Here is a 26,222-nt window from a genome sequence, read left to right on the forward strand (position 1 = left end):
TATTGCCCAACAGGACTACAGAGGCCAAAGAATAATGCTGCCCGAACACGACATCATTGCCAGTAACGTCGCTGTCGCACTCGCCGAAGACATCGGCGGGGGAGACCTCACCGCACGATTGATTCCACCCGATGCGATTGCCGAAGCGCACGTGGTAAGCCGCGAGCGCGCCATATTGTGCGGCTCGGCATGGTTCGAGGAATGTTTTCGCCAGGTGGGCGGAGATGTGCATATCGAGTGGCTGGCGGTTGATGGCGACGAACTGAAGCCGGACCAATGGATATGTACCCTGCAAGGTAACGCAAGATCGCTGTTGACCGGTGAGCGTTGCGCGCTCAACTTCCTGCAAACGCTATCGGGGACGGCGACGCATACTCAAATGTATGGCCGCGAGGTGGAGGGGACCAAGGCCGTGGTCATGGATACGCGCAAAACCTTGCCCGGATTGCGGCGTGCCCAGAAATACGCGGTGACCATCGGTGGCGGGTTCAATCAGCGTATCGGTCTGTACGACGGGATTCTCATCAAGGAAAACCATATCGCTGCCGCCGGCGGGATTCCACAGGCCTTGCAGAAGGCTTTCAAAGCGGGCGTTCCGGTGCAGATCGAAGTGGAGAGCCTGGATGAACTCGATGCGGCATTGGAAGCTGGGGCACGCCTGATATTGCTCGATAATTTCGATATTCCGTTGCTAGAGAAAGCGGTGGCCCATAATGCGGGAAGGGCCGTGCTGGAAGCATCCGGCGGAATCTCCCTGGAAACCTTGCGCGCTGTGGCGCAGACTGGCGTGGATCGTATTTCTGTTGGTAGCCTGACCAAGGACGTCAAGGCGATCGACTTTTCCATGAGGTTCAAATCATGAACAGAGAAGCCGGCATCAAGGTACACGAACACCGCCTCACGGTCGGCGAACTCCTGCGCTGGCTGGTGGAAGACGGACTAGTGTCCAAGGAGGACGCCGAACACGTCTATCAGGACCACAAGCACGAACGCTCGAGCCTGCATCCGCTGGTGATCCTTGGCGAACGCAAATGGACCAGCCTCAAATCGCCGCACAAGCCGCTGACGACGGAGTTCCTGACCGAATGGCTGGCGGAAAAAGTGGATATGCCGTATTTCCACATCGATCCGCTGCAACTCAACTTCGGTTCCATTTCCAGCGTGGTTTCCAAGGCTTACGCCGACCGTCTCAAGATCATGCCGGTCAAGGTCAATGGACGCGAAGTCACCATCGCGACCTCGGAGCCTTTCCTTCGCGACTGGATCGTAGAGCTTGAGCGCATGGTGAGTATCCGCATCGTCCCTGCGCTTGCCAATCCTATCGAGATCAACCGTTACTTGCCCGAAGTCTACAGCCTGGCCAATTCCGTGCAGCTTGCAAGCGAAGCCAAGGCGGGGCAGATCGTCGGGGTGCAGAACTTCGAGCAGCTGGTCGAGTTGGGCAAGAACAAGAACCTTGACGCCAACGAGCAGCACGTCGTCAATATCGTGGACTGGCTGTTCCAGTATGCCTTCGAGCAACGGGCCAGCGATATTCACCTGGAACCTCGGCGCGAGATCGGCCTGGTACGTTTCCGCATCGATGGCGTCTTGCATCAGGTCTACCAGTTGCCCTCGACCATCATGAATGCCATCACGAGCCGCATCAAGCTGCTGGGCCGTATGGATATGGTCGAAAAACGACGCCCGCAGGACGGACGATTGAAAACCCGCTCTACCACGGGTGAGGAGATCGAACTGCGACTCTCAACCATGCCGACGGCGTTCGGCGAGAAACTGGTCATGCGGATTTTCAACCCCGATATCCTGGTCAAGAATTTTTCCGATCTGGGGTTCGGTCCTGAGTACTCGGCGTTGTGGGATGAATGGGTGAACCAACCCAACGGCATTATTCTGGTGACCGGCCCTACCGGCTCAGGCAAGACCACGACCTTGTATTCCACGTTGAAGCTGCTGGCCACGCCGGAAGTGAACGTGTGCACGGTAGAAGACCCGATCGAAATGATCGAGCCCTCATTCAACCAGATGCAGGTGCAGCACAATATCGGCCTGACGTTTGCCGACGGTGTGCGTACGCTGTTGCGGCAGGACCCGGACATCATCATGGTAGGCGAAATCCGCGATATGGAAACAGCTGAAATGGCGATCCAGGCATCTTTGACGGGCCATCTGGTACTGTCCACCTTGCACACCAACGATGCGCCCGCGGCAGTCAGCCGCTTGCTCGACCTGGGTGTGCCGCCTTACCTTCTCAATTCATCGCTCCTCGGTGTGATGGCACAGCGCCTGGTACGCACCTTGTGCCCGTTCTGCAAGCAGGAGGGCGAGGTGAGCGACGAGTTGTGGGCAGAGTTGGTGGAATCCTGGAAGCTCCCCAAGCCTTCCACGGTGCAAGTCAGCGTGGGATGCCTTGAATGCCGGATGACCGGCTATAAGGGTCGAACAGGACTCTATGAAATGTTGCCCATGACCGCCGGTTTGAAGCAGCTCATCACCCGAGACGCCGACTTGGGCAAGATCAAGGACCAGGCGTTCAAGGAGGGGATGAAGCCTTTGCGTGTGAGTGGCGCCGAAAAAATCCTGGCTGGGTTAACCACGGTTGAAGAGGTTCTCAAGGTTGCTCCTTCGACCTTGCATTAACGCTTAAAAAAGCAGCAAAGCCCACCTGAGGCGCGGCAGGAAAGTTTGGAACCAAATTTTTCTGCCGTAAAGCCCTTGTTTCGACCCTTGCGACCTTGACCAAAATCCTCTGAACCATTACTGTTCAAGGTTTCGCAACAAATCCCCAAATTTTTGAATTTTTTATGGAATTAACTGGCGCAGAAATCGTTATCCGCTGCCTTCAAGAGGAGGGTACGAAGTTTTTGTTCGGCTACCCCGGCGGCGCGGTGCTCAACATTTACGACGAGATTTTCAAGCAGAATAAGTTCAAGCACGTCTTGGTGCGCCATGAACAAGCAGCTGTCCATGCTGCCGATGCTTATGCGCGTGCGACCGGCGAAGTCGGCGTGGCGCTGGTGACTTCCGGCCCGGGTGCGACCAATGCCATCACTGGCATTGCCACGGCTTATATGGACTCGGTTCCCATGGTGGTGCTTTCCGGCCAGGTGCCGACGCCGGCTATCGGCATGGACGCCTTCCAGGAAGTGGACATGGTGGGCATCACTCGTCCCTGCGTGAAGCACAACTTCCTCGTGAAGGATGTGAAAGATCTCGCTGCGACCATAAAAAAGGCTTTCTACATCGCTGCCAGCGGTCGTCCCGGCCCGGTCGTGGTGGATATTCCCAAGGACGTGACCGCGTTTACGACCAAGTTCGAATATCCCAAATCCGTTCAGTTGCGTTCTTACAGCCCGATGAGCAAGGGCCATACCGGTCAGATCAAGAAGGCGCTCAAGCTGTTGCTGGAAGCCAAGCGCCCTATGGTGTACACAGGTGGCGGCGTGGTGTTGGGGGATGCTGCGGACGAGCTTACGCGTTTCGTGAAGAAACTGAATTTCCCGATCACGAATACGCTCATGGGATTGGGCGGATACCCGGCAACGGACAAGCAGTGTGTGGGCATGCTGGGCATGCACGGCACCTACGAAGCCAACATGGCGATGCAGGAATGCGACGTATTGATCGCCATCGGTGCGCGCTTTGACGACCGCGTGATTGGCAACCCTGAACATTTCTTCAGCAATCCCCGCACGATTATCCATATTGACGTCGACCCGTCTTCCATTTCCAAGCGTGTGAAGGTGGACGTGCCTATCGTGGGCGACGTGAAGAGCGTGCTGTCCGAACTCAACGAGTTGCTGGATGCCGACGAAGCCCGTCCCAGCGCCCATGCGCTCAAGGACTGGTGGAAAATCATCGAAGGCTGGCGCAGCCGTAAATGCCTCGACTACGACCGTAGCAGCGGCATCATCAAGCCGCAGTTCGTGATCGAAAAACTGTATGAAGTGACCAAGGGCGAAGCCTTTGTGACTTCCGACGTGGGCCAGCACCAGATGTGGGCCGCGCAGTACTACAAGTTCGACAAGCCGCGCCGTTGGATCAACTCCGGCGGCCTGGGCACGATGGGCGTGGGGCTGCCGTACGCCATGGGCGTACAGTTGGCGCATCCCAATGCGCAAGTGGCCTGTATTACCGGTGAAGGCAGTATCCAGATGAACATCCAGGAACTGTCGACCTGTAAGCAGTTCCACATGCCGATCAAGATCATCCTGCTGAACAACCGCTATCTGGGCATGGTGCGCCAATGGCAACAGTTCTTCTACGGCAACCGCTATTCAGAGTCCTACATGGACAGCCTGCCGGATTTCGTCAAATTGGCAGAATCCTACGGCCATGTCGGCATGCGTATCGAAAAGCCGGAAGACGTTGAGGGCGCCTTGCGCGAAGCATTCATCACGCACAAGGAACGCTTGGTGTTCCTGGATTTCGTCACCGACCAGTCGGAAAACGTGTTCCCTATGGTGCCGAACGGCAAGGGCTTGTCAGAAATGATTCTGGCGGAGGATCTGTAACATGCGCCATATCATTTCATTGCTGATGGAAAACGAAGCCGGGGCCTTGTCACGCGTGGCAGGCCTGTTCTCGGCACGCGGCTACAACATCGAATCGTTGACCGTGGCTCCGACCGAAGATCCGACTTTGTCGCGCATGACCATCGTGACTTCAGGTTCCGACGATGTCGTGGAGCAGATCGTCAAGCAGCTCAACAAGCTGATCGACGTGGTGAAGGTGCTGGACCTCAACGACGGCCGCTACATCGAGCGCGAGCTCATGTTGGTCAAGGTGAAGGCGACCGGCGCCTACCGCGAGGAGATGAAGCGCATGTCGGATATCTTCCGCGGCCGCATCATCGACGTGGCGGACGACACCTATACCATCGAATTGACGGGCACGGGTTCCAAGCTGGATGCATTCCTCGAAGCCATCGACAAGGGCGCGTTGCTCGAAACCGTGCGTACCGGTGCTTCCGGCATCGGGCGCGGCGACCGTATTCTGAAAATCTAGCCGTTAGCCATCAGCTTTCCGCGGTCAGCGCATATCGCATTGAAAGCTGAAGGTTGATCGCTGACCGCTGATTGCTATTAATAAAGGGAAATTTGTATGAAAGTGTATTACGACAAGGACGCTGACCTTTCCATCATCAAGGGCCTCAAGGTCACCATCGTCGGCTACGGCTCCCAAGGCCATGCCCATGCACAAAACCTGAAGGATTCCGGCGTTAACGTCACTGTTGGTCTGCGCAAGGAAGGCTCTTCCTGGAAGAAGGCTGAAGCCGCCGGCCACAAGGTTGAAGAAATCGGCAAGGCTGTCAGCGGCGCAGACGTCGTCATGATCCTGTTGCCTGACGAAACCATGCCGCAAATCTACGAAGCCGACATCGCTGGCAACCTGAAGAAGGGGGCTGCACTGGCTTTCGCACACGGCTTCAACGTGCATTACAACCAAATCGTCCCGAGCAAGGACGTGGACGTCATCATGGTCGCCCCCAAGGGGCCCGGCCATACCGTCCGTTCCGAATACCTCAAGGGTGGCGGTGTGCCTTCCCTGATCGCTATCTATCAAGATGCGACCGGCAAGGCCAAGGATATTGCACTTTCTTACGCTGCAGCTAACGGCGGCACCAAGGGCGGCGTCATCGAGACCAACTTCCGCGAAGAAACCGAAACCGACCTCTTCGGCGAACAAGCCGTGCTGTGCGGCGGTGCTGTGGAACTGGTCAAGATGGGCTTCGAAACCCTGGTGGAAGCCGGCTACGCTCCCGAAATGGCTTACTTCGAATGCTTGCACGAGCTGAAGCTGATCGTCGACCTGATGTACGAAGGCGGCATCGCCAACATGAACTACTCCATCTCCAACAACGCTGAGTATGGCGAGTACGTGACCGGCCCCGAAGTCATCAACGAAGAGTCCCGCTATGCCATGCGCAATGCGCTGAAGCGTATCCAGACCGGCGAATACGCCAAGCGCTTCATCCTGGAAGGTAAGACCAACTATCCGGAAATGACCGCACGTCGTCGTCTCAACGCAGCCCATCCGATCGAGCAGGTCGGCGGCCAACTGCGTGCCATGATGCCTTGGATCGCCAAGAACAAGCTGGTCGACCAAAGTAAGAACTAATCAGGTATCAGCCTGATATAGACGGGGCTCGGCAGATTTTGCCCTGCCCCGTTTTTTATTGATGGACATGCATTAAGGATAAATCTTGAGCAACAACAACTACCCACATCCCATCATTGCCCGCGAAGGTTGGCCTTTCCTGGCGATTGCGATAATTCTGTCCCTGATCGCAACCGCTTATTGCGCCCTATGGTCAGTCCCACTTTGGATTATTTCGCTGTTCGTTTTGCAGTTCTTCCGCGATCCGGCACGCGTCATTCCCGATCAGCCCAACGCTATCGTCTCTCCAGCAGATGGTCGCGTTATTATCGTCGAGAAGGCGCACGACCCGTACTTGCAACGTGAGGCACTCAAGATCAGCGTGTTCATGAACGTTTTCAACGTGCACTCCAACCGCGCGCCCATCGGAGGCCTCATCAAGCAGCGCTGGTATTTCCCCGGCTCATTCGTCAACGCCGCAATGGACAAGGCTTCTCTGGAAAACGAACGCAATGCATTGTGGATTCGTACCAAGGAAGGTGTAGATGTGACGTGTGTACAGATCGCCGGCCTCATCGCACGCCGTATTCTGTGTTACGTCGACCAAGGCGATGGATTGTTTAAAGGCCAGCGCTACGGGTTCATCCGCTTCGGTTCGCGTGTGGATATTTATCTGCCGACTGACGCTGTACCCAAGGTCAGCCTGGGAGATAAGGTGAGCGCGAGCAGTACTATTCTTGCTGAGCTGTAATTGTAGTTAGGCCGGGTGGCTCATTAGGCGGCCATTCGGCTATCATTGCGGCACCGAATAAATCAAAAACACCTATATCGATGCCGAAACAGCCAAGTTCTTCTCGCGCATTCCTGTTGGCGCTGATTCTAATCACGTTGTTGGGCGCGTTCATGCGCCTCAACGCAACATTCCATACCACTGTATTAGCTCCGTTGCGGGCAGATGCCGGCGAGTACTTTAGTTACGCCTATAACCTGCGCCATTACGATGTATATTCTAGGCAGCCAATTTTTCAAGCGCCCGATCAGCAACACACTTTGCACCCTGATGCTGTCAGATCGCCTGGGTACTCCCTCTTCTTATTGCCTTTCGCTGGGGCAGAGCCGACTAATAAAACAGTACTAGACATTACGCTGGTGCAGGCGCTGCTCGGTGTCATGATGATCCCATTGGTGTATTTGTTAGGAAGGAGTGTCTTATCTGACGGCTGGGCACTGTTACCGTCATTGCTGGTTGCTATCTCTCCCCAGCTCGTTGTGGCTGGTACTTACGTGTTGTCTGAAGCGCTTTTTACGTTCTTCTTTCTTCTGGCCTTGCTTGCAGTACAAAAGCAATTTTCGCATCCTGAACGTTGGGCTTGGGGATTGTTGGCAGGGGTCTTATTAGCATCATCAGCGCTGATTCGCCCTACCGTGCAGTACCTATTGCCAATGATTGTGTTCTTCGGCGTGTATGCGTTTCCCGCAAAGTTTCGAATCAAGCAGATAATCGCCTTAGCAATTGGTTTTATTGGAGTATTCGGAATTTGGTTACTTCGTAACTACCTGACACTCGGTATTCTTTCAGACTCCACCTTAACTGTGTCTACGCTACTGCATGGGCATTACCCCGATTTCATGTACGCAGGAAAACCAGAAAGCTTAGGGTACCCCTATCGGTTCGATCCCGATGCTGCGGTCATTGGGGCGAGTCTTGGTAGTATTTTGCACGAGATAGGACGGCTCTTCTTAAACGAGCCACTGATCTATCTAAAATGGTATTTCATCGGAAAGCCACTGGCTTTCTTGGGATGGGGCGATATGGCTTCTGCAGGCGATATTTTTACCTATCCCACTTTGCAAAGCCCTTATTTTGGCCATCCAATCTTCGTATTATTAATGAAAGCTATGAGGGCAATCCATTGGGTATGGATGGTCTTAGGGCTGGTCGTTACGGTGCTATGTTGGAAAATTAATTTGGTGAATCGTGATACGAACCAAGTAAATGGCTTAAGGATATTTAGTATTGTCCTGCTGTATTTCCTTGCCGTGCATATGGTGGGATTTCCGATTGCTCGCTATGCCGTACCGTTGCTACCAGTCATGTTCATCCTGGCTGTATTTGCTATTTCATGGATTACCACGGGTATGGGCAAACGTACGAATGTAAACAGTTTGGAATTAAGATAGCCATGCCAAAAGTTGCCGTTCTGTTGCCTTGTTTCAATGAAGCAAAAGCGATTGGACAAGTTGTCGATTCCTTCAGGGCAATACTGCCGGAGGCTGATGTATACGTTTATGACAACAATTCTAACGATAATACGAGCCAAATTGCTAAAGCGCATGGAGCAATAGTTCGTCATGAGTATCGCCAAGGTAAGGGCCATGTAGTGCGCCGAATGTTTGCTGATGTAGATGCTGATCTCTATGTGCTTGCGGATGGTGACCTAACCTATCATGCGCCTTCAGTGAGAAAGATGATAGAAGTGCTGGTAGACGAGCGCTTGGATATGGTGGTCGGCGTAAGGAAAAGTCAGGAAGGCGAGACAACGTATAGAACAGGGCACCAGTTCGGCAACAAACTTTTCAATGTCATTGTTGGCGCCTTATTTGAACAGCGTTTTACAGATATTTTGTCCGGCTATCGCGTTATGTCCCGGCGTTTCGTCAAATCGTTCCCGGCCTTGGCCAAAGGGTTCGAGATCGAAACGCAATTGACTGTTCATGCGCTTGAGCTCTCATTACCTACAGCCGAAATGGAAACTCCATATTTTTCTCGGCCTGAAGGGGCATCAAGCAAACTTAGAACGTATCGTGACGGGACGCGTATCTTGATGACGATTCTGCTCTTGTTTAAGGAGGCAAAGCCATTCAAGTTTTTCTTTTCCTTAGCGATCATTGTCGCGGGGTTATCTCTGGGTTTTGGCGTACCAGTAGTGGTGGAGTATGCCAAAACAGGCTTGGTTCCTCGCTTTCCTACAGCCATTCTTGCTACCGGCCTGGGTCTCATAGGAGTAATTCTCTTCACCGCAGGCATCATTCTAGATAGTGTGAGTAGGGGAAATCGTGAGCTTAGACGACTACATTATCTTTCGTTGAAAAATGTAAGCAATGCTGCTCCCGATTGAGGCGTTTCCCCAATGGATACGTTTTGCATTTGTTGGATGTGTCGGATTTGTTATTGATGCGGGACTACTGGCTCTTTTTGTCCATGGGCTAGGATGGGAGCCACTCCCTGCGAGAGTCATTAGTTTCTTAACGGCCGTTCTGGGTACGTGGTGGCTTAACCGAACTATTACCTTTAAGGTGGTGGGCTGCAGTAGCGGAAAACTCCGAAATCTCCAGATGTATTTCGTTGTGAGCTTGTTAGGATTTGCACTCAATTTCGCCATTTATGCGGAATTGTTGCGTTTGAGTTCGACTGTTTACAAGTACCCGTTATTGGGGCTTGTGCCAAGTGCGGCGGTTTCTGCTGTATTTACTTATTGGGGCAATGTTCGTATGGCTTTTCGGGGCTAAGCGAGTGGTTCGCAATCTCCTGCTTCACAACTCTGTTTCAGGCAACGTTGCGGCGATGGTGATGATCGCTGTGCAGATGCGGTTCTAGTTCGCTTAACGCACGCTTGTAAACATCCCGCTTGAATTCGATGACAGCTTCCATCGGAACCCAGTACTCACTCCAGCGCCAAGCGTCGAATTCCGGATGGGAACTGGCGCGCAATGATACATCGGTGTCCCGTCCCGTCAGGCGTAGCAAAAACCATATCTGCTTCTGTCCGCGGTAAGAGCCGCGCCACTCGCGTTTGACCCAATGCGTGGGAACATCGTACCGGAGCCAATCGCGGGTGCGGCCGAGAATACGAACGTGCTCGGGATGCAAGCCGACTTCTTCTTCCAGTTCGCGGTACATTGCTTGCTCGGGCGTTTCGCCCTGCTTGATGCCGCCCTGGGGAAATTGCCAGGAGTGCTCGCGGATGCGCTTTCCCCAGAACACCTGATTGCGGGTGTTGCAGAGAATGATGCCTACATTCGGGCGATAGCCATCCCGGTCGATCATGATTGAATCCTTGAAAGTTACTGCGATTTTTGCACATTTCAGCTTTAATTTGAAGCCTGTAACGGTTGCGTTGGGTGTTTTGGACACTTATACTGCGCCGTCAACCGTTATCTGCTACAACGCGTTGTTAGGCCATGCTGCTCGACAACGACTCCATGAAATCGACCCTTAAACTGCTGGCTTCCACTATCTTGGGATTGGCGCTGCAAGCGCAATCTGCCGACTTTGCCTATATCACTAATCAAGGCGAAAACAGTGTTTCCGTGATCGATTTGGCGCAGGATCAAGTGGTGAAAACCTTAAGCGTGGGAAGCGGTCCTGTGGGCGTTACCGTGTCGCCTGCAACGGATCGGGCATTTGTCTCCAATGTGGATAGTCAATCCATTTCTGTGATCGATACATCTGCAAACAAAGTGATCGGCGAGTTCAAGCTGGAGGTTTCTCCGGTTGGGCTTACTGTGAATCCTTCTGGTGCGGAAATCTACGTGGCGGATTGGTTTAGTGATCGCGTTCTGGTGTTGGATTCCACGAACGGAAAAACTCTGAGTGCGATTGCTACTGGCAAAGCTCCTGCGGGAATGCAAGTGAGTCCGGATGGAAGGCTACTTTATGTGGCAAACCGAGATAGTAATGATGTTGCGGTCATCGACCTCGCAAAGCGCAAAGTGATCCAGCAAATACCCGTGGGCCGTCATCCGTTCGGGGTGACACTCAATCGCGACGGCTCCCGTCTTTATGCAGTTAATGTCTACAGTAATTCCTTGTCGGTCATCGATACACAATCTCGCAACGTTATTGCCACTGTTCCTGTGGGCGACCATCCCTATTGCGTGGCTGTGAATGACAATGGCGGGTTTGTTTACGTTACCAATACGCAAGGTGACAGTGTGGCGATAATTCGGGCGGCCGATAATCAAGTGTTAACGACGCTAGACGTGGGCAATGTGCCGGAAGGCATTGCCTATGATCGTGAGCATCAAAAGGTTTATGTCGCGAGTTGGGGCGACGACGCAGTTTCAGTGATCGATGCTGTAAGCAATAAACTGACCAAAAGTATCCCGACAGGCAAGCAAAGCCGTGCTTTTGGCCAGTTTATCGCCCAGGTTTCGCATTGAAGTTCAAGTAGTTAATTTTTAAATCGATAGGAGATTTGCATGAAGAACATTCTCGCAATTATTGCTGCTGCAATGCTGCCGTTGACCGCATTCGCGCACGGCCCATCCCCCCAAAAGGTGGAAAAGGAAGTCGTTATCAAGGCCGACCCGGCCAAGGTTTGGGCGCTGGTGAAGGATTTCGGCAACATGCAGAAATGGCATCCCGCCGTTGCGAGCGATAAGGTGGAAAACAAGAAGGATGAGAACGGCCAGGATGCTACCTTCCGTCTGTTGACGCTGAAGGACGGCGGCACGATTTACGAAAAGCTCAAGTCCGTCAATGACGCAGACATGAAGCTCAAGTACGAAATCGAAGAGGGCGTATTGCCTGTGACCGATTACAACTCCACCATTACCGTCAAGGCAGGCCCTGGTGCTGGTGAAACCACGGTGAATTGGCTTGGCCGTTTCTACCGCAAGTACCGTCTGAACCCGCCTATCCCGGCTGGTCAGGATGACGAATCTGCAATCAAGGCTGTGACCGGTGTGTACGACTCCGGCTTGGCAAACTTGAAGAAGGTTGCTGAGGGTAAATAATCGTCACGGGGTGACATTTATTGTCACCTGGTAATAATCAAAGGAGGCAGCTTAGGCTGCCTTTTTGTTTATTGCTATGTTATCTATTGACGTTAGACGTTGCGTAATTTGTGGCACGATGTATGCTTGATTCTTGACGCGGACTGTTCTAGAGCGGTTCGTTAAATTACCAAACTTTTGCAAAAGGGGTTTAATGATGAAAAAAGTTCAACAGGGTTTTACCCTTATCGAACTGATGATCGTAGTTGCGATTATCGGTATTCTGGCTGCAGTAGCAATTCCTGCCTATCAGGACTACACGATCAAGGCTAAGGTTCAGGAAGGCCCAAGCTTGGCAAGTCCTTCTTTGACTGCGCTTGGTGTGGCTTGCAGCGAAGGCACGCTTGCAACAGCTGGTACCAATGGTAGCAACCATGTTAATGGTACTTTAGGGTTGCCAGCAGATGGATCAATTTTAGGTAAGTATGTGACCAAGGTAACCACTACAGGTAATACCACTGGTACCGGTGGTACAGTCACTATCCTTTACAATGGCTCTATCAATTCACAAATTGCATCTGGTACGGGCGTTACCTATACAGGTACTTGCGCTACCGGCTCTGGTATGACGTGGAAAGTTGCACCTAGTGGTACTTTCCCAACCAAATTCTTGCCTAAGGTGTAACCTAGCTTAGTTTGAGTTGAAAAGGGGGCTCGGCCCCCTTTTTCATTTTCATTCTTTGAGCAGTAAATATACCGTTTGGAATTAGGGTAGGCTTTAAGTGATTGGGTAAGAAGGATGCTTGTACGACGTTTTTTTTCAATAGTCTCGTTAGTTATCGTACTGGCAATTGCCTTTTTAGCATATCGGCCCGGGTTATCCGGAACGTTTATTTTCGATGACTATGCCAATATTCTAGGCAATCCCCGTCTGAGCATAACCAATCTTGATGGTGCTAGTCTGCAGTACGCCGCGGTGTCTGGACGTAGTGGCCCTCTAGCACGACCTATTAGCATGGTATCGTTCGCCCTTAATTACTATGCAACAGGCGGCAACCCGTTTTATTTCAAATTGACCAATCTGGTCATTCACATGCTCAATGGGCTTGGCCTTTATTTTCTGACGCGATTTCTTTTTGAATTTTATCGTCGGCAGATTCAGCTGGATTTGACTGAATCCCAAGTGCAGTGGATTAGCCTTGCTGTGGCAGCGGCATGGCTGTTGCATCCGCTAGGCCTCACCAGCGTGCTGTACGTGGTACAGCGCATGACCAGTCTTTCTGCAGGATTCACTATTTGGGCGCTAGCACTGTTCGTGTGGGCGCGTGGCCGAATGATCGAAGGGCGGGGCGGCATGATTGCGGTGCTGGTGAGCCTGCTCTTGTTTTTCCCGTTAGCTGTGTTGAGCAAGGAGAACGGTGCCTTGCTACCGGCGTTCATGTTGATCTTCGAGATGACGATTTTTCGCTTCACGGGCAATCGCAACGAGCGGATTTTTTTGGGCGTGTTTTATGGGGTAAGTGTTGTGCTTCCCGCATTGCTGCTAGGCGGCTATACGCTGCTGCATCCTGAATGGATTACAGGTAGCTATGGTGGGCGCGATTTCTCACTCGCTGAACGCCTTATGACAGAGGCGCGGGCGCTATGGTTTTATATCAAGCTTATTCTGTTGCCGCGAATTAGCGACATGGGTTTGTACCATGATGATTTCCCGCTCTCGAGTGGTCTTTTGCAACCGCTTAGTACGTTGTGGGCGGTACTGGGTTTGGCCGCACTTTTCTTGGCCGCAATTGCACTGTGTCAGCGTGCTCCATTAATCGCGTTGGGTGTGCTGTTTTTTCTGGTCGGGCATGTGATGGAGTCAAGCGTGCTCGCGCTAGAAATCATGCATGAGCACCGCAATTATCTACCCATGTACGGGTTATTGTTGCCGTTCATTTATTATTTGCTATACCCATCCAAATTTCAGGATACCCTGCGTTGGCGAAGTCTCGCTGCTGTGGGGATAGTGGCGCTGTTTTCTGTCAACACCTATGCCCGATCCACACAATGGGCTAACCCGGTTGATTTTGGCCAAAGCGAAGCTATTCATCATCCATTATCCACTCGGGCCAATTTTGAGGCTGCCACCATTTTTTCGACTGTGACTTTTAATGATGCCAAACTTCAGGCTCAGTTTCAGGCATTGGCTCGCTATTACTTCCAACGGGCGCTGGCTACAAGCACTAATGATACCGGCGGGGCATTTGGCCTGATATTTCTCGATGCCCAGGAAGGTAAACCACTAGACCGCAGGAATTTCGACGAGTTGACCCGGAGATTAAGATATTCTGTGTTTGTACCAACTAACGGTGATCGGTTGCTGAATTTGGTCAGGTGCCAAATGAATGGAGGATGCAACCTTAGTAGGGAAGATTTCGATACGCTATTTACTGCTGCGCTTAATAATCCGACTATCGGCAATAGCAACAAAGCCATGGTGTTTAATGCACAAAATTATTATCTGAATAACATAATTCACGATACCGCAGGCACGATCGCGGCCATGCACAAGGCTATCGAGGTTGAACCAAGTGAAATTGAGTACCGGTTTAACCTAATTCGCTATCTAATGGCCTTACATCGATACCCCGAAGCTAAACAGCAGCTTCTCCAAGTGCGGTCGATGGACAAATTGAGTACATATAAAGCGGATATCAACATTCGACTCGCACAAATTGCGGCGCTTGGCTACTAGAAATGCATAATTTATCCCTCATACTGCCGGCAAAAAACGAATCTGCTGCACTAGATTTCCTGTTACCAAAGATTAGGCAATATGCCAAGGATGCGGAAATCATTGTTGTTGACGATGGTTCTTCAGACGATACCGAGGCTGTTTGTCAAAAGCACAAGGTCAAGATCGTATCCAACCCCTATAGCAAGGGAAACGGTGCGGCCATCAAAGCTGGTGCTAGGGCTGCGACAGGAGAGGTCTTAGTTTTTATGGATGCTGATGGTCAGCATAGACCTGAGGATATTCCGAGACTTTTGGATACTGTAAATCAAGGCTTTGACATGGTGGTTGGGGCACGGAGCAGGGCATCGCAAGCTGGCGTGCATCGGGCCGCTGCCAATGGTTTCTATAATCGTCTTGCTACATGGATGGTAGGTCATCCTATCCTCGATTTAACATCCGGATTCCGTGCTGTTAAAGCAAATAAGTTTCGGCAATTTATTTACCTCTTGCCCAATGGATTTTCGTATCCTACGACTATTACCATGAGTTTTTTTAGAGCAGGCTATTCGGTGGAGTATGTCCCCATCGTTGCTCCAAAAAGAATCGGTAACAGTCATATTCGTCTATTGAGAGATGGAGCAAGATTTCTGATCATTATTTTTAAGATCGGAACGCTCTATTCGCCGCTCAAATTGTTTGCTCCAATCAGTTTTAGCTTCTTTTTGATGGGGTTAGGGCATTACCTTTATACCTATTTGACGGTGCACCGATTCACTAATATGTCTGCTTTACTATTCATAAGTGCTGTCATGGTTTTCTTGATTGGGCTGATTTCTGAGCAGATCACAGCGCTTATGTACAAAGACAGCGAGTAGTCGCTCAATATGATTCATATCGTCATCGGGACAAAAGCTCAGTTGATCAAGATGGCGCCGGTTATGTCCGCCTTACGGAATGCAGGTCTGTCCTACCGATACATTTCGACTGGCCAGCATCGCGAGACAATGGAGGAAATCCTTAATAACTTCGGTCTGAAGGGGCCCGATATTACGCTTTATTCAGGCCCAGACATCACCTCGATACCCAAAATGTTGGTATGGGCGCTTCGCATCTTGTGGCACACGTTCAAAGACCGCAAGCGCATCTTTGAAAATGATCGCAAAGGTATTGTGTTGGTGCATGGCGATACCTTTTCGACATTACTGGGTGCGCTAATGGGTAAGGCCGCCCGCCTGAAAGTCGGCCATGTGGAATCCGGGTTACGTTCTTACAACCTGTTTCACCCTTTTCCCGAAGAAATTACTCGGCTGCTCACTTTCGCCCTGGCCGACTACTACTTTTGTCCGGGCACCTGGGCCATTAAAAATCTGGAACGCTACAAGGGCGTCAGGATAGATATGGGCGCGAATACGCTGCTTGACGCCTTGGAAATGGCTAAAAGCAAGATAGCAAACATCTCGGTTGATATTCCGGAAGAGCCTTACGCTATCGCCACGTTGCACCGCTTCGAAAATGTCTTTTCTAAACCGGCGCTTGAGCGGTTAGTCGACATCGTCGGCCGTATTGCAGAGAGCAAAAAGGTGGTATTCATCCTGCACAAACCCACCTTTAACAAGCTAAAGGAATTCAACCTCTATGACATCCTACAAAGTCATCCGCGAGTCGAATTAAGGCCTCGTTACGATTACTTCCGTTTTATCAAACTCATCGATTCGGCGGATTTTGTCATCAGCGACGGCGGGAGCAACCAGGAAGAATGTTTTTATCTTGGGAAGCCGATCTTGTTGTTGAGGCAGGCAACAGAGCGGGAAGAGGGGCTGGATGTGAATTGCGTGCTTAGTCGGTATGATTACGCGACAATAAAAGACTTCACTGAAAATTTTCAGCGATTTCAGCGGCCGCCTTTTCATCCAGCGATATCCCCTTCGGACCGAATAGCTCTCGAGTGCGTGGCATTTCAATAATCATACAAGGCGATAATGTCATTCTCCTTTTTGTGGTAACTGAGAAAGATTGGCATATCTCCTCATGAAAATTCTCTTCCTTGGCAAACGTTTTTATACAAATCGCGACGCGTATGCTGAACGGTTTGGACGCATTTATCAGCTACCCTATTTCTGGTCAAAAGCTGGCGAGGAAGTGCAGCTGTGGCTGTTCGATTATCACTCTAGCGAATCAGTGGTAAAGGTTGATGGTACCCTTCGGATCACTACATTTCCTATTGTCGGTTTCAAGGCTTGGGGGCAGTTAATAGGACAATGCCTATTCCCAGGGCAATTTGATGTAGTGATTGCCAGCGGCGATTGCTATGTCGGCATGGCTGGATGGCTAGTCGCGCAACGTAATAAGGCAATGTTTGTATTTGATATTTACGATAAATATGACGAATTTGGTGGATATCGTCGATTGCTTGGTTTTGATCCGTTTCATTTTTTGACGAAACATGCGCATATAAGAACATTCGCCAGCCAGGCACTGCCGTCAATTATCGGAGCTAGGCCAAGTGCGGACTATTTAATACCAAATGGCGTTGATACAAATCAGTTTCGTCCTTTGGATCGAGTAATGTGTCGACAGAACATTGGTTTATCGGAGGGTATGATCTATGCCGGATATTTCGGCAGTATGGAAGTTGATCGAGGTGTAGATGATCTGGTGGATGCCGTTCGATTATTGCGAGCCAAAGGCACAAAGATTCAAGCTCTCCTTGGTGGCAAGAATCCACCTATGCGTTATCTTGAAGATCCTGCAATACATTATTTAGGCGACATGCCTTTTGGCCGCATGCCGGAAGTTGTTGCGTGTGCCGATGTGCTTGTGGTGCCATATCGACGTTCTGCCGCAATGGATCAAGGGGCTTCATGTAAGATCGGTGAATATATTGCAAGTGGACGGCCTGTGGTCACGACCAGGACACCTAATTTCCTGGCTAATCTTCCTCAGCAGGCACTGGACTTGGGGGGTGCCGTCTGTGAACCCGAGAATCCTCAAGACCTTGCACGCGCAATTGCCATACAGCTTACTACCCCTAGATATACCCGCTTACCAAACGGTATGGATTGGAAAGATATTTCCATGAAAGCGCTCGCAAGAATTCAGTCGCAAGTCTCTAATCGTTCGAACAGTGAATTTGTCGGTAATACCAATGGCTAAGCGCACTGTATTATGCATCATCGGAACACGACCTGAAGTCATCAAGATGGCTCCGCTGATTCGCCGCCTGCAAAATACGGAATGGGCTCGGTGCGTTGTTCTTGCGACTGCACAGCATCGTGAATTGTTGGATCAGATGATCTTGAGATTCAACATTCACGTCGAATATGACCTCAATTTGATGTCTAAAAATCAGACACTCTCAGAACTGGCGGCACAAGCAATTCTTGGGATTTCTGAAGTAATTACCAAAACTCGAGCCGATGTTGTTCTGGCGCAGGGGGATACTACTTCTGTTTTTGCTGCGGCCTTGGCGTCCTTTTATAACAATGTTCCCTTTGGCCATGTAGAAGCTGGCCTTCGTACAAACAACCTTCAGCACCCTTTCCCTGAAGAGGGGACTAGGCAAATGATTGCTCGAATTTCTAAGTGGCATTTCGCGCCCACCCTAAGAGCATCATCGCAATTGATCAATGAAGGGATTGACGAGGCTTCTATCTACGTTACCGGCAATACAGGTATTGATACTCTTGTAGAAACGATGTCATCTTTACACCTTGACACAGAGCCGGTCTCCACAAAAAAGACTTTGCTACTTACGGTCCATCGCCGTGAAAGCTTCGGAAAGCCCTTATGCGATATCTTTGAAGCTATTAAAATTCTGGTAGAGCGTTATCCTGATCTGCATGTGATGTATCCCGTTCACCCGAATCCAAATATTCTGTTACCAGTTAAGCAATTCTTGGCTAATCATCCAAGAATAAATCTGCTTCCACCTCAAGATTATTTCCAATTTCTGGACTTAATGCGCCAGTCTTATCTAATCCTGACTGATAGCGGAGGCGTGCAAGAAGAGGCTCCCACTATGAAAAAGCCGGTGCTTGTGTTGCGTAATACAACGGAACGTCCAGAATCTGTCGAGGCTGGAATATCTAAAGTAATTGGGACTAACCGTGATGACATCATCCGGGAAACCAGCTTGTTGCTTGATAGTTTCGCTGCATATTCAGCAATGAGGACAGAGGATTCCCCTTATGGCGATGGGCATGCTTCAATGCGTATAGTTGAGATTCTCTCCCGACATTTTCGATCGACGCCCCAGACTCGAAATAAATCCAGCTAAGAATCCAAATATTTGTGCGCAAAGTATGGTGTAGGCAAAAATGAAGTCCTGTCGTTTACGCGGATCAATGAGTAGGCAAAACGGCATGAGCAAGCAAACAATACGCATCAAATGAAGACGTTTACGGAGATGAAGTTGTCCGTCTCCATACGAATACCATCGGTGTTTTTTGAGAGCCTCCATTAGTGTTAGTGGCGGAGTCCAAAAAACGAGCGCTTGTGGTTCAAATGCAAATTTATATCCAGCACGATGAAGATTAATGTCAAACATCGTATCTTCCCCGCTGTAGCTTAGCTCTGGATATCCCCCAACTTCTTGCCAGCATTTTTTTCTAAATGCGATACTCCGAGACGAAGGGAGAATAGTCATTGGATTGACATTTTCTGCGCTGGGCTCCATTAGACGAGCATATCGCCGTTGAAATGGTGATATTGCGTTGTATCGATACCACCCCGCCACAACGTCAGCCTGATCTAGTGGAGATGTAATTCGGGCTAGCCAATTCGGATCAAGAATGCAACCGGCATCCGTGACGGCAATAAATTCGTTATTTGCGTTCTTAATAGCTAAATTACGGCCCCGAGCAATCGGTGCTGGGGTATAAGCTCGCGAACATTCAGGCGCTACTATCAATCTGATATTTAATTCAGGATGTGTTTTAGTATAGGCGGAAATAGTTTCAATGGTTCCATCAGTGGAGCCACCGTCTACAATGATAAATTCGTCAGCATATCGATATTGGTGACGGTAACTGTCGAGAAATGTCTGTATAGAGGCTATCTCGTTAAAAATAGTTGTAATCAATGAGATCGGCGCATTGGTCATAATTCCCCCCATAACTTGTAGTACGCTTGTTTGACATCGCTCCAACTGTTCTCTTGCGCGAACTTATTGGCTTTGAGCGAACGTGAATTGATAGGGGTTGAATTGATGAGTTGGATTGCCTTACTGAGTTCTGGAATATCGCCACATATCCACATCATTTGTTCGCTTTCTGGCATCAGACAGAGATAGTCTTGTTTTAGTGGGTTGTCGTAGATAGCAATTACGGATTTTCCAAAAGAGAAAGCTTCTAAGATTGCCAAATAGCTGGAAGCGAATACCATCCTAGCTTGTCGATAATAGGGCATGGGGTCTGAAACCGCCCCTAGAAACTGAGCTTCTATCCCTAACTCAGTAGCAAGGGATTGGGCCTGTGTTCTTAAAGAGCCATCCCCGCACACAATTAAACGTAGATGTCGAGTTTCTTGATGTGCTTGAGATAATGCTTCCAAATATTGAAGAATCCCGGTGTCTCGCTCTAGCCGCCCTACGAAAAGAGCATAGTCACCACAGTGAGGCTCCAATGACGGTAGCCGTACACCGCCATAACAGATTACTGCTGAGTTTGTGGCATACCATTTGGAAATATAATGGCCTATCGCAAGAGAGCCATTGACAATGGCAGCAATGAACCGTCTCCTGAGTCTTGCTATAGGATTGGGTGGAAAGTGGCCTTCCCATCCATGAAAAGTGATGAAAATCCGTTTGCCGGCTAAACGCAGTAAAGGATGGAGCCACAATCCCCATCGCCACAAGGGCTGATAGTCATGGTAGTGAATAACATCTGCGTTGAGCAAAATAGGAAGGTGAATTCCCAAGGAGAGTCCACCAATGAAGCCGTTCAAAAGCTTAATGCTGCTTGTATGTAGCTGAATTCGCTTATTTTGGGCCTGATGCTTATCTTTTAATTCTAAAAGTTGCTTTCCTGGTGCGATTAATGTGACTTGATGTCCATCTGCGATCATTTCAGCCGTTAGCTCAAGAATATGCCGTTCAACACCTCCAATTGAAGGCCACGCACTTGCAGCTATAAAAACGATCTTCATATACCCTTGCTATAAGTTATTGATTAACCTTCAAGAAATATTCTTAATACAAAATTTAATCAATTGCTTAATATAGTTTTCTTGCTACCAATAGCATCGTGGAAGCCATAAATATTTCTGCAAAATAAGTAGCGACTACTGCACCTTGCCAACTCCACATCGGTATTAGCCATATATTGAGTGCAATATTAAGGGCAGCACCACTACCTAAAATAATCATAGTGAAGTTTTGATAATTACTGCTGATCAAGGATGTTTGGAAGAACTGGCGTGGCAATGATATTAACGGAAGCCATGCAAGCCATTGCAGGCTAGGCACTGCTGCTGCGAAGCTGTTGCCCAGCACTAATGGAAGTAACCCTGCCGCGAGATAAAAAACGATTCCAACAATCAGGGCGTAGACCAACGGAATTGGCAATATTTTACGTGCATATTGGAATGAATTTTGAACATTGGCTTCACCTGCTCTGAAGAATTGTGGAGTGGTTACCGTAAGGAGCGACATGATTGGAACTGTAGCAAAGTCAACGACACGATAAGCAGCAGAATAAGCGCCCACTGCATCTAATGTGCTGAATTTTGCAAGCATTGCTTTATCAATGTCAGTATAAAGTTTCATAGCCGCACTGCTGAATGCAAATGGCATTCCTTCACGTAAACCTTTATAAAAAATATCCATCGTAGGCAAAGATGGGCGACCAAGGCCTCGGTTAACTATGTTTAGGCTATATATTGCCGAAGCTAAGCCAGCTAGCGCATATAAAATAGCCCAGGATTTAAGGAGGGAAGTTGGGGAAACCATTGCTGATAATGGAAAAAGAATAAGGGCGCCAAATAGACGTGACAAAACCGGAATAAGCATGAGTTGAGCCATTCCGCGAATATGTTCATGCCCCTGGAAAGCACTTTGAGCTGCGAGCCCGATTGGATTAAAGAACAGCTCAGCTAAGCCGATTGAAATAGCAATAATGAAAGGTATATTGGATGGCAATATCAACCACGCGGTAGCTAAGTAGGCTACCAAAAAAAACGGGGTAGTAAATAATATGGTGCCTAAAATACGCCCCCATGCTATTGAAAAATATTCGGGATTTCTTGAAATATCCCTAACTAACAGTGTTTGGGTGCCAAATCCTGAAAAGCTAGCAAAAGCTCCTGCCAATGCGAGTACTGCTGAATAAGCTCCATAATCAGAAATTCTCAGTACGCGCGCGATGATAAGAAATACTGCAGCTTGCCCAAAAGTTCGTAGGCCTAAGCCGATAGTCATTATGAATGTATCTCTCGAAATCTTGCCAAGTTGCCATTTACGCAATAGAGCGATAGTTCGTAGCGCAAAGGGCAATTTCATAACTGATTTTCAGGGAGTACTTTTAGAAATACCGCTTTAAGGATTTGGGCGGCAACGTAATGGAAGCATTAGTCAAGTTGCGATTTAGGCAGATTCTCCAACACCCTAACATCAAACCCATGCTGCGCCATGATAAACGCTGCGGCTGAGCTTCTCCTGCCGCTCTGGCAGTAGGTGATGTACTCCCGGTGCCGGTCGAGGTTCTTTAGTGCGTCGCGGATGTCGTGTAGCGGGGTGTTGATGGCGCCTGGGAGGTGGTGATGGGTGTATTCCGAAGGGAAGCGAACATCGATCCAAATGGCGCCGCGTTTTACCATTGTTTCGGCAGCAGCCATTGAAACGGTCTGAACCAGAGGTAATTTCAACAGTTCGGCAAAATCACGCTTGCTGAGCCGCATGAGCACCCCGCTAGTGATCATGGTGACCGTCGCATTACGCTTGTTGTCCGATACCAACGCCTCTTCGCCGAAAGCATCGCCAGCCTTGAGTTCGGCCAGTAGTAAGGGCTGTTGGCCCGGAGCGGTTTCACGAGTGACGCGCGCAGTGCCTGATTCGATCAGATAGTAATAATCGCCTTCTGCGCCTTGGTTGATGATGGTCTGTCCCGCATGGGCCTGTATGCTGCTCATGCGGCGGAACATCTCGTCGATATTCGCGGGCGGCAATCGGCTAAAGATTCCGCTCTGGAGATTGCCCGCGCTGAATACGCCGGTGTGCTTCATCCAGTTGCCTGCATTGGGGGCAGGTTTTATTGGCGCAGCTGGCTCGGCTTGTGCCGCAGATTGCTCGTAATCTGCGAGTTGATCCCAGGTCATCATGATATCGAGAAGGTCCGTGTCGACGCGAACAATATCGATATCGGTCAATGCGACCGTATTCTTGAGTTGGGCGCCATGACCGACAGGATGACGCGCCTGCTCGCTCCCTCCCTGCAGCACTTCGCTCCGACCATCCGCCAGGTTGAGAGCGAGATTTCCCTTGATGAGATAAAGTGATTGCGCCGCTTGTACTACATTCATGCGAAACGGGTCGATATCCTTGCTCACGTGCTCAGCGAAGCACAGTCCGGCCATTTCCTTTAGCCGCCCGGGAGACAGCCTGCGCAAGGGCTCCAGCTGAGACAGTACTTCGATTGCGACGGCCATGCTTAGAGTTCTAACACTTGCAGGGCACTCAACGCCTGCGGGTTGAATGCCGTCGCGTCACGGTTGATCTGGCGCATGATCGCTTCGTCCTCGCCAGGCTTAAGATGGGTGATGAATATCTGGGCCGGGTGCTTGAGCTTATGCAGCTCATCGATGAGCAAGGATGGACACAAGTGCTTGGAGCGCCGGGCGAGGTCGATTTCAGCATTGCCGAACGAGGTTTCGATGATCAAATACTGGAGGTTATCGATGCGATTGACGGCTTCCCAAAGTGCGTCGCATGTCGTGGTGTCGCTGGTAAACACCAGGCTGTTGGTACCGCTATCCATTTGATAGCCTACCGTGGGCACGACGTGGTTCACCGGCAATGGTGTGATCTTGCGATCGCCGATGACGATAGTTTCGCCGACCTTGACCTCGCTATACACGATGAATGGATTGCTGGTGTCGGGAATAGTGGTGTAATCGGGCCAGATTTTCCAATTGAAAATATGGTCCTGGAGGATCTGCCAGGTTTCGCGTGTGGCATGCAGCTTGATGTGTTTGTCGCGTAGGCCGATGACGGTATCGACCAACATGGGCAGGCTGGCGATATGGTCAAGGTGGGAATGCGTGATGAAGATATGGTCGATCATCATCATTTCTTCAATCGACAGATCCATTGCGCCCGTCCCTGCATCGATCAGGATGTCGCGGTCGATCAGCATGGAAGTCGTGCGGAGCTTGCCCCCGATTCCGCCGCTGCATCCCAAAATTTTGACCTGCATGGTCTTGTGGCCCCGTTATTTGGTCTTGAAGGTAAATGCGCCGTCCCAGTCATCGCCAGGCGGATGGTCGCGGAAATAAGCGATACGCTCAATATAAACTTCGTAAAGATACCGTCCCGGATGCTGGCTGCGCAAGTTGATAAATTGCATCTCAGCCAAATCCCAATTCTGCGAGCGGTAAAGTTTGAGCGCTTCGCGATAAACCGCGAGTTCCTTCTCGGTCTCCGCATCCAATGTGCCCTTGGGGCCGACAGGTTCGAAAATCGCCACCGGCTCATCCTTGCCCTTGACCCGTACGCAATCGAGTTCGCGGAACACGAAATCAGGCAGTTTCTCAGCTGTGAATGCGCTCACGATGATATTGACGCCGTATTGCTTGGTCAGCCCCTCCAGGCGCGATCCGAGATTCACCGCATCACCCATTACGGTATAAGCCATGCGGAATTCTGAGCCCATATTGCCGACGGTCATCACACCAGTATTGAGGCCGATCCCGATATTGATCGGCGGCCAACCCTTGGCTGCAAAGTCTTTTTGCAATTGTTCCAATGCTTGCATCATCTCCATAGCCGCGAGCAGGGCGTGACGAGCATGATCCGGTTCAGCCACTGGGGCGCCCCAGAAGGCCATGATGGCGTCGCCCATGTATTTGTCGATGGTGCCTCGATGATGGTGGATCACGTGGGTCATCGGCGTGAGGTATTCGTTCATCAACTGCGCGAGTTGCTTGGGGTCCAGGCCTTCGGAAATCGTAGTGAACCCGCGTACGTCGGAAAATAGCACCGTCAATTCGCGGCTCTCGCCTTCGAGCGAGAAGGCATTCGGATCTTTCGCCATTTCATCGACGAGTTCAGGCGGCACGTATTGACCGAACAAGCCTGCTAACTGACGTTTTCCGCGCGATTCGACGAAAAACCCGTAGGACATGTTGAGCAGGTACAAGAGGCCGATTAGCAATAGTGTGGAAGCGATCGGCATGACCAGGTTGGCGTCTTGCCACAGATAGAGATTGAAGCCGACGACAGAGGTCAGGACGCCAACGGTCAGCAGCGACGACATCAGCGGTCCCATCACAGCTAATCCTAATGCCAGGATGATGCCGATAACGATCAGCATCATGAACTCTGCGCCCAACATGTAAGCTGGCTTGGATTTGATGTTTTGGTCGAGAATGCCGGCCACCATATTCGCGTGCATCTCAACGCCGGGATAGACGTTTTGGACCGGCGCGGCGCGCAAGTCCATAAGGCCAGGCGCCGTGGTGCCGACGAGCACGATGGCATTATCCAAGGTTTTTGGGTCTGCTTTCCCGGTTAGCACATCGGAGGCTGAAACGTATGGAAAACTACCTTGACGTCCGCGGAAGGGTATCAGCGCTGCTGCATTTCCATCGATGGGGATGTGCCGTGAGCCCAGCTTCAGCCATTCAAGTCCAGCGTAATCCTCTCCCGGCGTGCCCGCTACAAATCCTGCCTCGACCTTGGGCACTGCAAGCGAAGTACGGGCAACGGCCAGGGCGAGCGATTCGTACAGGTTGCCTTGGTATTCGGTCAGCAGGGCGATCCTTCGCGAAATGCCGTCGCTGTCGGGTTCCGGATTGAAATGCCCGGCGCCCGATGCCTGTTGTTGCAGGATGGGTAGGTTGGCGCCATAGGCATCGGCATGATCGAAATCGACGGCGGCAATGTCGAATGTGCCAGCAGCAATGGCAGGAGGCGGTAGCATGCCCACGTTGGCATCTTTGCCACCGTTGGCGCGAAAATAATAACCCAGGATGACAGGGCGATTTTTTAAACTCTCGGCAAATGCGCGGTCATAGTCCAAGGAGGGTTTGACGCGTTCCAGCGCTTGCGCAATTTCCGGTTTTTTTACTGCGCTGCCGATTTGTTGCAGCGCCAGCAGACCGGCATCGTCTTTTTCCGCAAATACTACATCGAAGCCAAGCACGCGAATGTGGTACTGGTCGAACAGTTTGTTCACCATCGCGGCCAGTTTATTGCGGCTCCAGGGCCAGCGGCCTTGTTCCAGCAGGCTGCGTTCGTCGATGTCTACGATGACAATGCGCGGATCGACGGTTTTGGGCATCATGAGGTTCAGGCGAAGGTCATAAGCCAGGTTTTCCATGCGATCGGCAAAGCCGAGCGGCAAGACGCCGATGACGTGCAGCAGGAATACCAGCAGCACGGCAATACTCAATAGCATGCGCATGCGATGACGTTTTAGGATGGATAGCATGGGACGCAGGTCGATTTTTTCAGGATTGTAGGGTTTTTCTTAAG

General features: G+C 50.6%; 24 protein-coding genes. 17 read left to right on the forward strand and 7 right to left on the reverse strand.

The window, feature by feature from the left end; genetic code table 11:
- Window positions 1–34 precede the first annotated feature (34 nt).
- The 9 genes from nadC to NMK_RS19110 all read left to right on the forward strand — a co-directional run bounded on the left by nadC (window position 35) and on the right by NMK_RS19110 (window position 9,609).
- A complete protein-coding gene (gene nadC, locus NMK_RS16165) occupies window positions 35–862 on the forward strand; it encodes a carboxylating nicotinate-nucleotide diphosphorylase (protein ID WP_109016797.1) in 828 nt (275 codons plus the stop codon).
- Complete coding sequence (tfpB, locus tag NMK_RS16170; protein WP_109016798.1) at window positions 859–2,640, forward strand: type IV pilus assembly ATPase TfpB; 1,782 nt, start codon at window positions 859–861, stop codon at window positions 2,638–2,640. Before nadC ends, tfpB begins: the two co-directional genes overlap by 4 nt.
- A 164-nt stretch (window positions 2,641–2,804) precedes the next feature.
- Entirely contained in the window at window positions 2,805–4,514 is a 1,710-nt protein-coding gene (locus NMK_RS16175) for an acetolactate synthase 3 catalytic subunit (protein ID WP_109016799.1), read from the forward strand.
- Window position 4,515: 1 nt separating this feature from the next.
- Window positions 4,516–5,007 carry an acetolactate synthase small subunit gene (gene ilvN / locus NMK_RS16180; RefSeq protein WP_109016800.1) on the forward strand — a complete coding sequence of 164 codons (492 nt, stop codon included), beginning with the start codon at window positions 4,516–4,518 and terminating at the stop codon, window positions 5,005–5,007.
- A gap of 96 nt (window positions 5,008–5,103) precedes the next feature.
- A complete protein-coding gene (gene ilvC, locus NMK_RS16185; protein WP_109016801.1) occupies window positions 5,104–6,120 on the forward strand; it encodes a ketol-acid reductoisomerase in 1,017 nt (338 codons plus the stop codon).
- Between the two features lie 85 nt (window positions 6,121–6,205).
- A complete protein-coding gene (locus tag NMK_RS16190; RefSeq protein WP_109016802.1) occupies window positions 6,206–6,850 on the forward strand; it encodes a phosphatidylserine decarboxylase in 645 nt (214 codons plus the stop codon).
- A 152-nt stretch (window positions 6,851–7,002) separates the two neighbouring features.
- Window positions 7,003–8,280 (forward strand): glycosyltransferase family 39 protein, encoded by a 1,278-nt coding sequence (locus tag NMK_RS16195; RefSeq protein WP_181376315.1) that lies wholly within the window; start codon window positions 7,003–7,005, stop codon window positions 8,278–8,280.
- Between the two features lie 2 nt (window positions 8,281–8,282).
- Window positions 8,283–9,218: a glycosyltransferase family 2 protein gene (locus tag NMK_RS16200; protein WP_109016804.1), complete on the forward strand. Its 936-nt coding sequence runs from the start codon at window positions 8,283–8,285 to the stop codon at window positions 9,216–9,218.
- On the forward strand, window positions 9,202–9,609 hold the full coding sequence (locus tag NMK_RS19110; RefSeq protein WP_109016805.1) for a GtrA family protein: 408 nt from the start codon (window positions 9,202–9,204) through the stop codon (window positions 9,607–9,609). The genes NMK_RS16200 and NMK_RS19110 overlap by 17 nt, the downstream gene beginning before the upstream one ends.
- A 37-nt stretch (window positions 9,610–9,646) precedes the next feature.
- On the opposite strand, the gene NMK_RS16210 is transcribed toward NMK_RS19110, so the two are convergent.
- Window positions 9,647–10,147 carry an RNA pyrophosphohydrolase gene (locus NMK_RS16210; RefSeq protein ID WP_109016806.1) on the reverse strand — a complete coding sequence of 167 codons (501 nt, stop codon included), beginning with the start codon at window positions 10,145–10,147 and terminating at the stop codon, window positions 9,647–9,649.
- Window positions 10,148–10,281: 134 nt separating this feature from the next.
- Here NMK_RS16210 and NMK_RS16215 point away from each other — a divergent pair, with 134 nt between their 5' ends.
- The 8 genes from NMK_RS16215 (at window position 10,282) to wecB (ending at window position 18,812) form a co-directional block, all read left to right on the forward strand.
- A complete protein-coding gene (locus NMK_RS16215; RefSeq protein WP_227871537.1) occupies window positions 10,282–11,262 on the forward strand; it encodes a beta-propeller fold lactonase family protein in 981 nt (326 codons plus the stop codon).
- Window positions 11,263–11,301: 39 nt separating this feature from the next.
- Window positions 11,302–11,838 carry an SRPBCC family protein gene (locus tag NMK_RS16220; RefSeq protein ID WP_109016807.1) on the forward strand — a complete coding sequence of 179 codons (537 nt, stop codon included), beginning with the start codon at window positions 11,302–11,304 and terminating at the stop codon, window positions 11,836–11,838.
- A gap of 196 nt (window positions 11,839–12,034) precedes the next feature.
- On the forward strand, window positions 12,035–12,502 hold the full coding sequence (locus NMK_RS16225; protein WP_181376321.1) for a pilin: 468 nt from the start codon (window positions 12,035–12,037) through the stop codon (window positions 12,500–12,502).
- Window positions 12,503–12,832: 330 nt separating this feature from the next.
- The gene (locus NMK_RS16230) at window positions 12,833–14,554 is read left to right on the forward strand and encodes a tetratricopeptide repeat protein (protein ID WP_181376316.1); all 1,722 of its coding nucleotides are present in this window, start codon (window positions 12,833–12,835) and stop codon (window positions 14,552–14,554) included.
- A 2-nt stretch (window positions 14,555–14,556) separates the two neighbouring features.
- A complete protein-coding gene (locus tag NMK_RS16235) occupies window positions 14,557–15,411 on the forward strand; it encodes a glycosyltransferase family 2 protein (RefSeq protein ID WP_109016810.1) in 855 nt (284 codons plus the stop codon).
- Window positions 15,412–15,420: 9 nt separating this feature from the next.
- On the forward strand, window positions 15,421–16,500 hold the full coding sequence (locus NMK_RS16240; RefSeq protein WP_109016811.1) for a UDP-N-acetyl glucosamine 2-epimerase: 1,080 nt from the start codon (window positions 15,421–15,423) through the stop codon (window positions 16,498–16,500).
- Window positions 16,501–16,564: 64 nt separating this feature from the next.
- Window positions 16,565–17,689: a glycosyltransferase family 4 protein gene (locus NMK_RS16245; protein ID WP_109016812.1), complete on the forward strand. Its 1,125-nt coding sequence runs from the start codon at window positions 16,565–16,567 to the stop codon at window positions 17,687–17,689.
- Window positions 17,682–18,812, forward strand: a complete 1,131-nt coding sequence (gene wecB / locus NMK_RS16250) for a non-hydrolyzing UDP-N-acetylglucosamine 2-epimerase (RefSeq protein WP_109016813.1) — start codon at window positions 17,682–17,684, stop codon at window positions 18,810–18,812. The genes NMK_RS16245 and wecB overlap by 8 nt, the downstream gene beginning before the upstream one ends.
- On the opposite strand, the gene NMK_RS16255 is transcribed toward wecB, so the two are convergent.
- From NMK_RS16255 to NMK_RS16280, 6 genes are all read right to left on the reverse strand, one after another.
- Window positions 18,741–19,637, reverse strand: coding sequence for a glycosyltransferase (locus NMK_RS16255; protein WP_181376317.1), 897 nt, complete (start codon window positions 19,635–19,637; stop codon window positions 18,741–18,743). The two genes, wecB and NMK_RS16255, sit on opposite strands and share 72 nt — an antisense overlap.
- A complete protein-coding gene (locus NMK_RS16260) occupies window positions 19,634–20,680 on the reverse strand; it encodes a glycosyltransferase family 4 protein (RefSeq protein ID WP_109016815.1) in 1,047 nt (348 codons plus the stop codon). The genes NMK_RS16255 and NMK_RS16260 overlap by 4 nt, the downstream gene beginning before the upstream one ends.
- A 67-nt stretch (window positions 20,681–20,747) precedes the next feature.
- Window positions 20,748–22,031, reverse strand: coding sequence for a flippase (locus tag NMK_RS16265; RefSeq protein WP_109016816.1), 1,284 nt, complete (start codon window positions 22,029–22,031; stop codon window positions 20,748–20,750).
- A gap of 68 nt (window positions 22,032–22,099) precedes the next feature.
- The gene (locus tag NMK_RS16270) at window positions 22,100–23,176 is read right to left on the reverse strand and encodes a cyclic nucleotide-binding domain-containing protein (RefSeq protein ID WP_109016817.1); all 1,077 of its coding nucleotides are present in this window, start codon (window positions 23,174–23,176) and stop codon (window positions 22,100–22,102) included.
- 2 nt (window positions 23,177–23,178) lie between these two features.
- Window positions 23,179–23,943, reverse strand: a complete 765-nt coding sequence (locus tag NMK_RS16275; RefSeq protein ID WP_109016818.1) for a 3',5'-cyclic-nucleotide phosphodiesterase — start codon at window positions 23,941–23,943, stop codon at window positions 23,179–23,181.
- Window positions 23,944–23,958: 15 nt separating this feature from the next.
- The gene (locus NMK_RS16280; protein WP_109016819.1) at window positions 23,959–26,178 is read right to left on the reverse strand and encodes a CHASE2 domain-containing protein; all 2,220 of its coding nucleotides are present in this window, start codon (window positions 26,176–26,178) and stop codon (window positions 23,959–23,961) included.
- Between the last annotated feature and the right edge of the window lie 44 nt (window positions 26,179–26,222).

The organism is Novimethylophilus kurashikiensis (genome assembly GCF_003112435.1).
Lineage (GTDB): Bacteria > Pseudomonadota > Gammaproteobacteria > Burkholderiales > Methylophilaceae > Novimethylophilus > Novimethylophilus kurashikiensis.